Raw genomic sequence first — 15,130 nt, forward strand, 5'->3', positions numbered from 1 at the left:
ATTTAGCCTAATAATCATTAGGTGATGCTTGTGCAAGTACTTCGCGATTACCATTATGACTTGGCGCACTTATAATGCCTTCCACTTCCATTTGTTCTACTATTCGTGCAGCGCGATTGTAACCAATTCTAAATTTGCGTTGGACGCTTGATATTGATGCTCGACGGGTTTCAACCACAAATGCTACTACTTGATCGAAAAGTGGATCGAGTTCTTCGTCGGTCATATCGAAGCTATTACCTTCATTATCATCAGTTGAAACTGTTACATTCTCGATATATTTAGGTGTGCCACGCGCTTTCCAATCTTGTACAACTGCATGAACTTCTTCATCACGTACAAATGCGCCATGAACACGAATAGGAATTGAGCTATTTGGTGCTAAATAGAGCATGTCACCCATACCTAGAAGTGATTCTGCCCCCATTTGATCTAGGATTGTACGTGAATCAATCTTGCTTGAAACAGTAAATGCTATTCGAGTTGGTATGTTGGCTTTAATTAAACCAGTAATTACATCAACTGATGGGCGTTGGGTTGCAAGCACTAAGTGGATGCCAGCCGCTCGAGCTTTTTGTGCAAGTCGTGCAATGAGCTCTTCGACTTTTTTTCCAACGGCCATAATTAAGTCGGCGAATTCATCCACCATAACCACAATATATGGAAGTTTTTCAAGCGTTGGCATTTCAAGATCCATACTATCAGTGGGTTTCCAAAGAGGATCTGGAATTGGTCGTCCCATTTCTTCGGCAAGTTTGATTTTTTCGTTAAAACCAGCAATGTTACGAACGCCCAATGCTGACATCAATCGATAGCGACGCTCCATTTCATTAACACACCAGTTAAGAGCATTAGCCGCATCTTTCATATCAGTTACTACTTGAGTCAATAGATGAGGAATCCCTTCATAGATAGATAGTTCTAACATTTTAGGATCAATCATTATAAACCTAACATCTTCAGGTTGTGATTTGTATAAAATGCTTAATATCATGGCATTAACACCTACTGATTTACCTGAACCGGTCGTTCCTGCAACCAATAAATGTGGCATTTTAGCTAAATCTGCAACCACTGATTGTCCTGCGATATCTTTTCCTAATACAATTGTTAAAGGAGATTGTGCATTTTTAAATTGTGGACTATCTAATACTTCTCTGAAATAAACAGTTTGTCGATTTTTATTTGGTAATTCAATTCCGACATACGGTTTACCTGGAATAACCTCGACCACCCGTACTGAAGGCATTGATAATGAGCGAGCTAAATCTCGGTCAAGTGTCGAAATTCTTGCTGCCTTAATGCCTGGTGCAAGTTCAATTTCGAAGCGAGTAATAACGGGGCCAGGTAAATAATCGACAACTCTAGCTTTTACTCGATAATCAGAGAGGCTTTTTTCGATTTGCTCTGACATTGCATTTAATGCCGCGTGATCAACTTCAATTCGAGTTGTTGGTGGTGGCGTTAATAAATTTAACGAAGGTAACGGTGTTGTTGGTTTAGGTAAAGGCTTATCATTGCGTTTTAGCAAAGGATGAATAAGGCTTTCTTCCTCATCCTCATCCTCGTCCGTAACTTCTTTTATTTCATTTTTAGTTTGTTGTTCATTTGATTCGTTTACTACCTCATTTTGATATATGTCATCAATGAGAGGGTTTTCTTCTTTAAGAAGTGATATATCAACATCTTCGGGTATCTCAAATTCGGCTGGAATATCATTAGTATTATGATATTCAGGTGTAATACTTGGTGATGTTTCCGCTAAAGGTTCGATTACAATTGGATCAACTGAATCTTGAGATGCAATATGATTTAGATTAATTTTTGGCTCATTATGCTCCATAGTGAATAAAGGTTTACTTGGTGCATCGGCAATAGCGTATTTATCTTCTTCAAAAGGTTCTAAGGCCTCACGACTATTAATTTCTCCATCAGATTCTGTTGAACTCATATCACTCGTGGTGCTTTCATTCATATTTTTCAAAATAGTTTCCATTCGCGCTAAAATCGCGTCAGGATCCATTTCTTTTTTAGATATATCTTTAGTCGGTTGGTTAGTTTCGTTAGGAGATGTATTTGCCTCAATAGATTGCAATAATTGAGCAGCAGTTTTTATAAATACTTCATCATCTTTTAATGAAATAGGTTTAGTTGTACTAATATCTGATTCTGTCGCCAATTTGGTTGAGTCAATATTATCACTACTATCAACATCAATAGGTAGATCAAATTGAGGCTGTTTTTCTGTTGTTAATTTGTCTTCTTGCTTCGAATCAGCTGGTTGTGAAACTTTATCCGGAGTAAATAACCATTTTATTGGTGACAGGATGAACATAACTAAAGCACCAATTTTTTCAAACAGATAAAGCCAAGAGAAACCAGTTAAAAGCGTAATACATGCTAGTGTTGTTGCAAGCAAAGCTAGAGAGGTAGCTAAGCTACTCATAACAGGTAGAAGGCTTTCAATTACTATCGAACCTAAATAACCACCTGCTTGGAATTGTTCTGGATCGCGAATATTAAGAGCAAAAAAACCACAACAACTAAGTACAAAAGCTAAAATGCCGATAATTCGGAAAGAAACACTAAAATAGTTAATAGGATCACTGGCATGGCGGTAAAAGTAACCCATTAATTGTAAACAAAAAAAGATAATAATAACCGGTAAACTATAGGCGATTAATCCAAAAAACTGAAATAAGATATCAGAAATATATGCACCAATATAACCGCCTAAGTTGCTAATAGGATAGTGCCAAGCTGTACGTGACCAGCCAGGATCTGATGGGTTGTAAGTAAACAGTGATAAAAATAAGTAAACAGACAGGCCTATTAATGATAATAGAATTAATTGTGCAACAATCTGTCTTCTTGTAATTTTAGATTTTTTCAAACACGTACCTAAAAACTATCTTAATTAAAAATTTTGAGTATTTTATCATAAATTGAACCTACTCATAGCGTGAAAGGTGTATAAAAACTAATTTATTAGCAACTATTAATTCGATAGCGTTAAGGTTTGATTAAATCTTTTTGCATTCAACACGTAATGTTGAGCATTTTTAATATTTGCTTGAATTTCTTCATCTGTGAGTTTACGAATAATTTTAGCTGGTGATCCCATAATCATACAACCTTCCTCATAAGGTAGACTATGTGTAACTAGTGAGTTTGCACCTACTAGGCAGTTTTTGGCAATTCTAGCATTGTTTAAAATAGTACTTCCCATACCAATTAAACTATTATCCTCAATATTACAACTATGCAAAATAACATTATGGCCAACGGTGACATTCTCACCAACAATACAGGGAATGTCAGTTTCTGTATGAATAGTACTGTTATCTTGAACATTACTATTTTTACCAATATGAATAGTTGCGATATCACCTCGCAAAACTGCGTTAAACCATATAGATACGCCTTCTTCTAAAATAACATCACCAATGATGTCTGCTGATTTAGCAATAAAACACTTAGAATTAATTTGTGGTTTTAGATTTTCTAATTGATAAATCATGGTTAATTCCTTTTTATATTTTTGACACTCAAAAACAATCCAGCCGCAAAAAAGTTACAGATAACCATTGAGCCAACCATTAGCCATTCTGTTAAATTATTCGTAACAGTTGCTGTATTATGAGTTGAAACGAGTGTTGAAAGTAAGACTCCGATAGCGCCAGCGACGACAAAGCGGATGGTGCCTGCAAGCGAGGAGGCTGTGCCTGCTATATGAGAATAATAATCGAGTATTACAGCCATGCAATTACCACCTATGGTTGAAATACAACCGATATAACCAGCAATACATGCCACTAAAAAGACAAAACCTAAGTCAAATATACTCACTGTAGCCATACCTATGGCTGTAATAAATTGGAGGAGTAAGCCTAACTGAATCATCTTAATAGAACCAACCCGTTTTACAATACGGCTATTGAGTGTATTCATTGAAACCATGACCATAACATTAATAGCGAAGTAATAGCCGAAATTGGTTGATGCAACACCATGTAAGTTCATATAGACAAATGGTCCTAAACTTAGAAATGAAAATAATCCGGCTCCGGAAAATGCACCAATCATCATGTAAGTAAACACTTGTCTATGTCTAAATAGGGCAATGAAGTTGCTTAAAATTCGAATTATACTGAATTTATCACGTTTGGATTTGGCTAATGTCTCAGGGATATTGATTGTTACTAATGCAAAACAAATAATCGCCATTAAGCAAAGTGCATAGAAGTTAGCTTGCCAATTGAACCAATAAAGAATAAAACCACCAATAATCGGTGCGAGTAATGGGGCAACATTCGATATCAATGTTACAAAAGACATCATTTTAGAAAAATCATCACGATCGCGATAGATATCTTTCATTAATGCATTAATAACAATAGTGGTTGCTGATGCTGCTATTCCATGAAAAAATCGGGCTGTGATTAACTGATTTATATTAGCAGCAAGACCACAACATAATGCTGCAATTATGAAAATAATTAGTCCAGCAGTTAAAACTTTTCTTCGTCCGTAACTATCGGTGAGTGGACCAAACAAAAGCTGACCTAATGAAAATCCTAATAAATAGAAACTGATTGTCAACTGCACAGTTGAATCGGCGACATTAAATTTGTTCGCAATAGTTGGCATACTTGGTAAATACATATCAATAGATAATGGCATTAACATTGAAATGAAACCAAGAACAAAGATAAGTGCTTGTTTAGAAACTTTAATTTCTACTTGTGGTTCTTGTGTTTGCACGTTGTCATTCCTTTGGATACAAAGTTACTAAGTTTTAACTATAAAACCTAGTAAAAGAAAACATTAGTTAAGAATCAAACGGCTAATTAAACGAATTGATCTCATCTTGAGTAAGAGGGCGGTATTCGCCCTCAGGTATATCAAGAATAATATTGCCAATCTGTTTACGATGCAACTGGGTGACATGGTTATTTACAGCTGCAAACATTCGTTTCACTTGGTGATATCGGCCTTCACTTATTGTAAGTTCTGCATGGTAATCATCAAGGATAACTAATTTAGCTGGTTGAGTAAGTGTTTTTTCACTTTTTAGCTGAATACCTTGTTTAAATATCTCAATAAGATCATTATTAAGAGGTTGCTCAACGGTTACTTGATAAACTTTTTCACAATGATGTTTAGGAGAAGTAATGCGATGTGACCACTTACCATCATCGGTTAATAAAACTAGCCCAGTGGTGTCTAAATCCAGTCGACCTGCTGAATGCAGCTTTTCAGACATAGGTTCATCAATAAAATAGAGGATAGTTGGATGATCAGGATCATCAGTAGAACAAACATAACCTTGTGGTTTATTGAGCATGAAATAACGATTTTCGGTAATAGGTATAATTTCGAAACCATCATATTCTACAATTTGATCATCTGAGATATGGTAAGCACCTGATTTTACAACAGCTCCATTAACAGTTACCTTTTGGGCTTTCAGTTCTTTATTGACTATTGTTCGGCTTACCCCTAGATGGTGAGCTAGAAATTTATCCAGTCGCATATTCAAATACTATTCCTATAAACATGGTGTGTAAATATCAAAACGATGATTTTTAGTTTTAATTTCCGCCGTTGGTTTTTGATTGGCTAAAAATGGTGCATAATCAGGTCGTTTAACCACAACGCGTTTTTTAGCTAATCGTCTTGCGGGTTCAAGTAGGCTTTCTGCATCGAGATCGTTACCAACTAATTGTTGAAAAATTCGCATCTCTTTTTTCACTAATGCACTTTTTTGTCGATGCGGAAACATCGGATCAAGATAAACAACGTCAGGTTTTTCTTGATGTGAATTGAGCCCAAGTAAACTTGAATTATAAATTAAATGTAACAGCTTTTGTAATTGCTGACCAATGATTGGATCTTGATAAGCACGATTAAGCCCATCTTCTAACAAGGCAGCAACAACAGGATGTCGCTCAAACATAGTAACATGGCAACCAATAGAAGCTAATACGAATGCATCTCGTCCTAATCCAGCTGTTGCATCAATAATAGTGGGTAAATAATTACCTTTAACGCCAACAGCTTTAGCTATCGCTTCACCACGACCACCACCAAATTGACGACGATGAGCCATCGCACCAGACACAAAATTAACCGCGATTGCGCCTAATTTAGGTTCATCAGTTTTTTGTAACTCAAGTTGATTGTTTTGATTAACGAGAGTAAATGGAAGATCAGGATGCTTGAATAGCCACTGCTCAGCTAACTTTTTGAGCTGAGCAGTGTTAACTTTAGTGGATACCATAGTGACGAAGTAATGCCTCAAGTTGCGGTTCACGGCCACGGAAATTTTTGAATAATGTCATTGGTTCATCACTGCCACCTTGAGATAAAAAATTATCTAGGAAAGCATTACCTGTATTTGCATTGAAGATACCTTCTTCTTCAAAGCGAGAAAACGCATCAGCAGATAAAACTTCAGCCCATAGATAACTGTAATAACCTGCGGCATAACCTCCTGCAAAAATATGACTAAATGCGTGAGGGAATCGTCCCCAATCTACGGTTGGTACTACTGCAACTTGTTCTCTGACTTGTTTTAAAGTTTCTAAAATATCAGGTGTTTTTTCGCGATGTAATTTAAAATCAAATAAACCGAATTCTAACTGACGCAGAATAAATAATGCAGCTTGGAAGTTTTTGCTATCAAGCATTTTTTCTAGCATTTCTTGTGGTAATGGTTCGCCAGTTTGATAATGACCTGAAATAAATTCTAAAGCTTCAGGCTGCCAGCACCAATTTTCTAAGAATTGACTCGGTAATTCAACGGCATCCCATGGAACACCATTAATACCAGCCACTGATGACACATCAATTTCAGTTAACATATGATGTAGTCCATGACCAAATTCATGGAATAATGTGGTTACCTCATTATGAGTAAATAATGCTGGCTTATCACCGATTGGTCGATTGAAATTACATGTTAGATAGGCAACAGGTTTTTGGATATGGCCATCAGCAAAACGCATTTTACCAATACAATCATCCATCCAAGCACCACCGCGTTTATGTTCACGAGCATATAAATCAAGATAAAAGCTACCTTTTAATTCACCATTGGCATTATATAAATCGTAAAATTTTACCTCAGGTGCCCAAACTTCAACATCATGACGCTGTTTTGCAGTAATGCCAAAAATACGACGAACGACTTCAAATAATCCACTAATAACTCGATCCTCTGGAAAATATGGACGAAGTTCTTCATCATTGATGGTATAAAGATGTTGCTTTTGTTTTTCGCTGTAATAAGCGATATCCCATGGTTTGATATCACTTGCACCAAAATACTCATAAGCATATCTTTTAAGTTCGGTTAATTCTTTTTCACCTTGTGGTTTAGCTTTGGTTGCTAAATCGGTTAAAAATGCGGTAACTTGCGTAACAGTTTCAGCCATTTTAGTTGCTAATGACTTATCGGCATATGTGTCAAAACCAAGTAACTGAGCAAGTTCAGCTCGAAGCGATATAATTTGTTTAATGATTTCTGTATTATCCCACTTACCGGCATTAGGTCCTTGGTCAGACGCTCGAGTATTGTATGCTTGATAGAGTTCAAATCGTAAATCTCGATTATCGCAATAAGTCATTACAGGTAAATAACTTGGAATATCGAGCGTTAATAACCAACCATCTTGCTCTTTTGCCTTAGCTTGCTCTTTAGCTGCGGCTAAGGCACTTTCAGGCATTCCGGATAAATCTTCAATATTCGTGATTAATTTTGACCAGCCCATAGTGGCATCTAATACATTATTACTATATTGAGATGATAATTCTGAAAGTTTGGCAACAATTTCACCATAACGTTTTTGCTTATCATCCGCCAATCCAATACCCGATAATTCAAAATCCCGCAATGCATTGTTGATTACCTTTTTTTGTGCTTTGCTTAACTTTTCGAAGTGTTTGCTATCTTTAAGTTGTTTATAAGCATTATATAGTGGTTTATGTTGTCCTACCCAAGTACTGTATTGAGATAGCAAAGGTAAGCAAGCTTCATATGCTTCACGTAGTTCTGGGCTGTTTTTCACTGAATTAAGATGACTAACCGGTGACCATGCTCGGCTAAATTTTTCATCCATTTCATCAATGGGTTGAACAAGATTATCCCAAGTGTATTCACTATTTTGTTCAAGCACAGATTCAATCGTTTTACGACAATTGTTTAATGTCTCTTTAATCGCTGGTAAAACATGCTCAGGTTTGATTTGTGAAAATAGGGGTAATGATGAATTACTTAATAGTGGGTTAGTCATTCTGGAATACCTTATGCAATGATTATGTTTATTTATAAAACATGTGGCTAAAAAAACTTTATTCAAGTTTCTATGTTCATGGAGGGTGATTATAAACCCATTAATTTTCGCTCACGTTGCCATTCAGTTGGTGTATAGGTTTTGATTGATAATGCATGGATTCGATTATCATTAATAAATTCCGCTAATGGTGCATAAATAGCTTGTTGTTTTTTTACACGACTTAATTCAGCAAACATTTCACCAACGGCAATAACTTGAAAATGGCTGCCGTCGTTTGTCAGTACATGCACATCGTCGAGGTTAAGTGAATTTTTTAATTTAGCTATAATTTCTTGTTTATCCATTATTTAAACTCAGTATTAACTATTTTATAAAAAAAAGTTGAGGAACGGGGTTTTTGAGCTCTCAAATTGCATCAATTTTAATGATTAATCACTGTTTGCAAATCATAAAGCTCAATTAGTGTTTGTAATTGTGGGCTGATCCCAATCAATTTTACATTATATTGATTACAAAAATAGACAAGTGTCGCGAGTCCAGAAGAGTCAACCCGTGTTACTCTAGATACATCAATATGGCTTATATTGCTTAATAGTGTATCTTGAGCAATCCATAAATCATTTAAAGAGTGAAAATCAAGTTCACCGATTAAATTAAGTGCATTTTGTTGTTTTTCTGCTTGGATTCGCGACATAATGAACTAACCTTTTTGTTTAGCGTTTGGATCAATTTTGCGATTGGATAGATCATTTAATTGTTTGGTTAATGCATCTATTCCATTTTGGCGAAGAATAGCTGCCCATTCGTTTTGTTTAGTTGTAACCATGCTTACTCCTTCAGCTGTTAAGTCATAAGCTTTCCATTCACCTGTTACTGTATTTTTTCGCCATTGGAAATCGATACGAATAGGTTGTTGATTTTTATCTGGCTGATTTAAAAGCACGCGAATTGAAATAAGTGATTTGTTAGTTAAATCTTTTGGTGCTTCAACTTGGTAAGTTTGACCGTTGTACATAGAAAGTGCTTGAGCAAAAGCTTGAACTAAATAGTTTTCAAAAGCTTTGAAATAAGCTGTTCGTTGTGCGTCAGTTGCTGATTTATAAGCATCACCTAAAATTAATGCGCCTGCATATTTAACTTGGACATAAGGCAATAAATCCGCTCTTACAATATCTTTAAGTTTATTTGGATTTGACTTAATTGATGCTGATTGAGCTTTCATCGTACTAAATATTTTGTCAGCAGCAACTTGCATATCGTTATAAGGATCGTTTGCAAATGCTGAAGAACTTATTACTAATGTAAGTACTAAAAAAAGGGCTTGTTTAAATTTGGTTAACATAGTTACTCCTTACTATCATTGGTATCTTGTTTTTTATCTGATGATCCGCCTGTGCTATATAAAAATTGTCCAATCAAGTCTTCGATCACCATGGCTGGTTTTGTATTGTTAATGACATAACCATCTATAAGATAAGCTGGTTTATTATTACTATTACTCGTTGTTGTAGTGGTATCAGAATCTAATGAATCAAGTTCGTGTTCAATGCTTTGATCTAACCCAAAATTGATATCAATAAATTGTTCACCTAATAGGCCAGAAGTTTTGATTGAAAGCGAGCTAGAACTTGGAATTCTATTGTATTGAGCATCTAAATCCATAGTGACATAAGGTTTATACGTTGCACCTTTTTCTGATTTAAGACTAATATTGCTTACACGACCAATCACTACACCGCCAATTTTAATTGGTGATCTTACTTTTAATCCACCAATGTTATCAAATACAGCATAAACACGGTAGGAGTTATGACGAGCGAAAGACGTTGGATCGGTAACTCTAAAACATAAAAACAGCACTGAGCAGATAACCAGTACCATAAATAACCCTACTGTAATTTCAACTTTACGACTCATGTTTAATGACCTCAATTACTAAACATTAATGCGGTTAAAATAAAATCTAACCCCAAAATAACTAATGATGAATAGACAACGGTGTTCGTTGTTGCCCGACTGATTCCTTCTGATGTTGGCACACAATCATAGCCATTAAATAGAGCAATCCAAGTACTAGCGATTGCAAATGCAAAGCTTTTAATAAAACAATTGCCTAAATCGTGCCACCAATCGACATTACTTTGAATGGATGACCAAAAAAATCCTGCATCAATCCCTTTCCAATCAACACCTACTAATACACCACCTAAAATGCCAACAGCGACAAAAATTGCTGTTAGAAACGGCATACAAAAAAATCCAGCCCAAAATCGTGGCGCGATAATTCGTCTTAATGGGTCGATCGCCATCATTTCCATGCTTGATAATTGTTCGGTGGCCTTCATTAGACCAATTTCAGCGGTTAACGCTGAGCCGGCACGGCCTGCAAATAGTAATCCTGCTACTACAGGCCCAAGTTCTCTCAACAGCGCAAGTGCGACTAGCATCCCCAAACTGGCTTCAGCACCAAAGGTGGTTAAAATGAAGTAACCTTGTAGCGCTAGTACCATTCCTATGAAAAGACCGGATACGATAATAATTGATAGCGATTGTACACCGACAAAGTAAAATTGTTTAACAAGTAATGGGAATTGTTTGCTAAATTGAGGTTTACCGATAAGTGCACCAAATAGCATTACGCCTGAGCGACCTAGCATCGCGATAATATTGATTATTGATCGCCCAAGTTTTGCAATTAAGTTTAACATTAGTTTGCACCTCTACTTAGGTCTAATTTGTAATCATCCGCAGGATAATGAAATGGTACTGGGCCATCGGCTAATCCTTCAAGGAATTGTTTTACTCGTAAATCATCATTATTGCGTAATTCTTCAGATGTACCGCCAGCAATAATATGTTGTTCAGCAACAATATAGGCATAATCGGCAATACTTAATACTTCACTAACATCATGGCTAACAACAATACAGGTTAATCCAAGTGATTGGTTAATTTCAGATATAAGTTTGACAATTACGCCCATGGATATAGGATCTTGCCCAGCAAAAGGTTCATCAAACATGATTAAATCAGGATCGAGTGCTATTGCTCTGGCTAATGCTGCCCGCCGTGCCATTCCTCCAGATAGTTCTGAAGGCATCATGTTAGCTGCACCACGAAGTCCTACTGATTGTAATTTCATTAATACCAAATTATGTAAAATAGGTTTTGGTAAATTAAAATGTTCTCTTAATGGATAAGCAACATTATCAAATACTGATAAATCAGTAAATAGAGCCCCAGATTGGAATAACATACTCATTCTTTTACGGACTTCATATAACCTTGAACGAGTCATACTAGGTATATCTTCACCATCAAATAGGATTTGACCTGATTGTGGCTTAAGTTGCCCGCCAATCAGTCTTAATAGTGTAGTTTTACCTATTCCCGATGGCCCCATAATTGCGGTAACTTTGCCTTTGGGAACCGTCAAGTTCATATTTTTATAAATTGGACGAGTCCCACGATAAAAAGACATATCGTGTATTTCGACCAGATTTTGTTGTAATGTGTTGGTCACAATGAGTTCCTACACTACCATAATTAAATGTTGGTTATTTTACTTGATTATTACAAATAAACAAATGTATTAACCAAGTAGCTGATTTAGTGACGGTAATCATAAAATATGCTGAACTTATTTGTTCGTCATTTTATGCTAAAACTTTTTTAATATTTTAACTATATGAGAATATTGAATTATATTTATTGATTTTTTGTGGTAAATAGTGGCGTTTTGAAGTAAACGCCAGTATAAAGTGTTGCAATAGGGTTTAAATAGTTGGGATCATTCGTGTCTTGCCTTGCGTGCCAAATAATTACCAATGCTTTGTACAATTTGTATTGCAATAACTAAGATCACAACACAGATATATATGACGGTATCATCAAAACGTTGATAACCTTGCGAATAGGCGACATCTCCAATACCACCTGCGCCAATAGCCCCTGCCATTGCTGTTGCCCCAATCAAACCAATTGTGGCGGTTGTGAAAGTTAAAATCAATGAACTAAATGCTTCTGGTAGCATAAAGTGCCAAATAATTTGTACTGGCGTTGCGCCCATCGATTCAGCTGCTTCAATAATACCACTTTTTACCTCTAATAATGAGTTTTCAACAAGCCGAGCAATATAAGGAGCAACATAAAAAGTTAAGGGCACAATTGCTGCTGTCGTACCGATTGATGTGCGAACTATAAAGTAAGTAAATGAATGAAGTGAAAAGAGTAAAATAATAAAAGGTAATGAGCGAACAAAATTAATAATTGGGTTGATAATCTGATAAACCCGTTTATTTTCGAGTAAACCAGATGGTCGGGTGGTGACTAAGCAGATCGCTAATGGAACGCCGATTAATGCGCCTAATATTAATGAAAAAACAACCATATATAATGTGTCTAATGATGCTTGTGCATATTGCTCAACGGTTACTCTGGTTAGAAAATTAGTATTTATATAATTGATAAAATCGTTGACTATTTCCATTAGTTGTTCTCCCCATGTTTGATTTCTGTAACGTTAACCCCATTTTCGCGAAGAAATTGCACCGATTGTTCGATATTATTATCACTTCCTTTTAATTGAACAAACATACTGCCTAATACCGTTTTTTCGATTTCAGACATATGGGCAAATAAAATATTCACTACTACTTTCTGCTGTAAGATCAATGCATTCATAACTGGCTCTGAGGCCGAACGACCTAAAAATTCAAGCTTAAACAACTTAATATTATGTTTATCACCCTCAATTTTTAGCAGATTTTCAACAACACCTTCAGGGATTTGGTCATTAATAACTGAACTAACAAATTTTTGTGTGGTTTTATGCGTTGGATGACCAAAGACATCAAGTACATTGCCATGTTCGATAATTTTACCTTTTTCCATAACTGCTACTTTGTGACATATTTGCTGTATTACATGCATTTCATGGGTAATTAGAACGACAGTTATTTTATATTTATCATTAATTTTTTTTATTAATTCCAAAATAGCTTGAGTAGTTTGTGGATCGAGTGCCGATGTGGCTTCATCACAAAGTAAAATATCGGGATCGTTCGCCAAGGCCCGAGCAATTCCAATACGTTGCTTTTGCCCACCTGATAGCTCTTTAGGATAGCTATTAGCTTTATCGCTTAATCCAACAAATTCGAGCAGTTCATGAACTTTCTGTTTAATTGTTTGTTTATCTTTTTTGATGAGGACTAGAGGGATCGCAACATTTTCATATACGGTTTTGGATTCAAGTAAATTGAAATGTTGAAAAATCATGCCTATTTTACGGCGAACTTGGCGTAATTGAGCGTTTGATAACTGATTCAATGATTGGTTTTGAATAACAACATTGCCTTGAGTTGGTTTTTCAAGAAAGTTTATCAGACGAACTAGCGTACTTTTTCCTGCACCACTATAACCAATAATGCCGTAGATATCGCCTTTTTGGATAGTTAAGTTGATGTTTTGTAATGCTTGGGTGGTAACTCCATTTCGTTCGTATTGTTTCGATACATTTTCAAATTTTATCATTATGTGATACCTATCAATGTTGTGCTACTTCAATTAATCCTTGCTTAGCGAGATTGGCTAAATAGTTGGCTGCTGGCATTATCATGTCAGTATTAACTAAAAATTTTGGATGATGTAGGGCGTAAGGGCTTTGTGAACCAAGATTGATAAATGCGCCAGGTACATGATTCAAATAGTGGGCAAAATCTTCACCACCAAGTTGCGGTTGAAAATCAACAACATCATATCCTTGTTGTTTGGCAATCTTTTGACAAAAATCGACCCACTTTGCAACATTTATGATTGATGGCGGGCCATCAAACCATCTCAACTCTGCTTTGGCTCCCATGCTAAGTGCAATATTTTCAACAATGCTTTTTAATTGTTGTTTGACTTTTAACCTTATATCAGGAGTTAGCGTTCTTACAGTGCCTTCCATCTCAACAATTTCAGGAATGACATTCCATGTGTTCCCTCCTAAGAATTTTGTAATGCTGACAACCACAGCATCAAGCCCACTTATTGTACGACTTGATATTGTTTGGATAGCACTAATAATTTGTGAACCAATAACAATTGGATCAATTCCTGACTCAGGTCTTGCCGCATGGGCTCCAACACCTTTTATTGTGATTTCAATTCGGTCAACGTTTGCTGAAAAGGGGCCAGCTCGTGAAGCCATTTGGTTAATGGTTAAATTAGGATTATTGTGCATTCCTAAAATAACATCAACGCCATTAAGCGCACCAATTTCTATGAAATGTAATGCACCACTAAAATTTTCTTCAGCCGGTTGAAAAAGTAATCGAACCGTTCCTTTCAAATGCTCTTCATTGGCTTTCAATAAGTAAGCTGCTCCCATTAAAACAGATGTATGCAGATCATGACCGCAAGCATGCATTACTCCTTTTTGGGTTGAACGGTATTGGCAATCTGATTGTTCAAAAATGGGTAGGGCGTCAATATCGGCTCTTAAGGCTAAGACTGGTGAGCCTGAACCAATTTCAGCAATAACACCAGTTTTTGCGCCTAGCTCTAATATGCGAATATTCGCTTTTTCTAAGTAATACCTTAATTTTTTGGTTGTTTCAAACTCCTGATTTGAAAGCTCTGGATTTTGATGTAAGTCGAGAAAAAGCTGCTCGATAATGGGTGCAATAGCTTTTGTCATGGTAAGTCCAATTGATAAAAATATTGATATTTTTACAGTAGCACAGCTGATATTTTGGCTCTAATAATCGTTTTTTATAACTTATTCCAAAAAGTTATAAGATAGAATTACATGGAATAAATGAATTATTTTTTATGTGTTAGAGTAG

15 protein-coding genes are annotated in these 15,130 nt (G+C 35.9%); all 15 read right to left on the bottom strand.

The features are described from left to right. Positions 1-7: 7 nt before the first annotated feature. A complete protein-coding gene (locus J3T98_RS11225) occupies positions 8-2,893 on the bottom strand; it encodes a DNA translocase FtsK 4TM domain-containing protein (protein ID WP_065563621.1) in 2,886 nt (961 codons plus the stop codon). A gap of 105 nt (positions 2,894-2,998) precedes the next feature. Next, a complete protein-coding gene (locus J3T98_RS06305; RefSeq protein ID WP_065563620.1) occupies positions 2,999-3,520 on the bottom strand; it encodes a gamma carbonic anhydrase family protein in 522 nt (173 codons plus the stop codon). A gap of 2 nt (positions 3,521-3,522) precedes the next feature. Then, a complete protein-coding gene (locus J3T98_RS06310) occupies positions 3,523-4,764 on the bottom strand; it encodes a Bcr/CflA family multidrug efflux MFS transporter (RefSeq protein WP_267362409.1) in 1,242 nt (413 codons plus the stop codon). 82 nt (positions 4,765-4,846) lie between these two features. Further along, positions 4,847-5,536, bottom strand: coding sequence for a 16S rRNA pseudouridine(516) synthase RsuA (gene rsuA, locus J3T98_RS06315; RefSeq protein WP_220225696.1), 690 nt, complete (start codon positions 5,534-5,536; stop codon positions 4,847-4,849). Positions 5,537-5,551: 15 nt separating this feature from the next. Then, a complete protein-coding gene (locus J3T98_RS06320; protein WP_267362410.1) occupies positions 5,552-6,283 on the bottom strand; it encodes a class I SAM-dependent methyltransferase in 732 nt (243 codons plus the stop codon). Then, a complete protein-coding gene (gene prlC, locus J3T98_RS06325; protein ID WP_267362412.1) occupies positions 6,270-8,297 on the bottom strand; it encodes an oligopeptidase A in 2,028 nt (675 codons plus the stop codon). Before prlC ends, J3T98_RS06320 begins: the two co-directional genes overlap by 14 nt. A gap of 89 nt (positions 8,298-8,386) precedes the next feature. Further along, positions 8,387-8,644, bottom strand: coding sequence for a BolA family protein (locus tag J3T98_RS06330; RefSeq protein ID WP_220225699.1), 258 nt, complete (start codon positions 8,642-8,644; stop codon positions 8,387-8,389). 77 nt (positions 8,645-8,721) lie between these two features. Further along, the gene (locus tag J3T98_RS06335) at positions 8,722-8,994 is read right to left on the bottom strand and encodes an STAS domain-containing protein (RefSeq protein WP_267357166.1); all 273 of its coding nucleotides are present in this window, start codon (positions 8,992-8,994) and stop codon (positions 8,722-8,724) included. A 6-nt stretch (positions 8,995-9,000) separates the two neighbouring features. Beyond that, positions 9,001-9,642: a phospholipid-binding protein MlaC gene (gene mlaC / locus J3T98_RS06340; protein WP_267357167.1), complete on the bottom strand. Its 642-nt coding sequence runs from the start codon at positions 9,640-9,642 to the stop codon at positions 9,001-9,003. Between the two features lie 2 nt (positions 9,643-9,644). Further along, positions 9,645-10,217: an outer membrane lipid asymmetry maintenance protein MlaD gene (mlaD, locus tag J3T98_RS06345; protein WP_065563613.1), complete on the bottom strand. Its 573-nt coding sequence runs from the start codon at positions 10,215-10,217 to the stop codon at positions 9,645-9,647. Between the two features lie 11 nt (positions 10,218-10,228). After that, the gene (gene mlaE / locus J3T98_RS06350) at positions 10,229-11,008 is read right to left on the bottom strand and encodes a lipid asymmetry maintenance ABC transporter permease subunit MlaE (protein WP_065563612.1); all 780 of its coding nucleotides are present in this window, start codon (positions 11,006-11,008) and stop codon (positions 10,229-10,231) included. Next, positions 11,008-11,826, bottom strand: coding sequence for a phospholipid ABC transporter ATP-binding protein MlaF (mlaF, locus tag J3T98_RS06355; RefSeq protein ID WP_081299570.1), 819 nt, complete (start codon positions 11,824-11,826; stop codon positions 11,008-11,010). The genes mlaE and mlaF overlap by 1 nt, the downstream gene beginning before the upstream one ends. A gap of 264 nt (positions 11,827-12,090) precedes the next feature. Then, on the bottom strand, positions 12,091-12,690 hold the full coding sequence (locus tag J3T98_RS06360) for a methionine ABC transporter permease (protein WP_065563747.1): 600 nt from the start codon (positions 12,688-12,690) through the stop codon (positions 12,091-12,093). A 98-nt stretch (positions 12,691-12,788) separates the two neighbouring features. Further along, entirely contained in the window at positions 12,789-13,832 is a 1,044-nt protein-coding gene (locus J3T98_RS06365) for a methionine ABC transporter ATP-binding protein (RefSeq protein ID WP_267362413.1), read from the bottom strand. A gap of 13 nt (positions 13,833-13,845) precedes the next feature. Then, positions 13,846-14,982 (bottom strand): amidohydrolase, encoded by a 1,137-nt coding sequence (locus J3T98_RS06370; RefSeq protein ID WP_267362414.1) that lies wholly within the window; start codon positions 14,980-14,982, stop codon positions 13,846-13,848. Positions 14,983-15,130: the final 148 nt, after the last annotated feature.

The organism is Gilliamella sp. B2772 (genome assembly GCF_026536985.1).
In the GTDB taxonomy this organism is placed as follows: Bacteria; Pseudomonadota; Gammaproteobacteria; order Enterobacterales; family Orbaceae; genus Gilliamella; species Gilliamella apicola_E.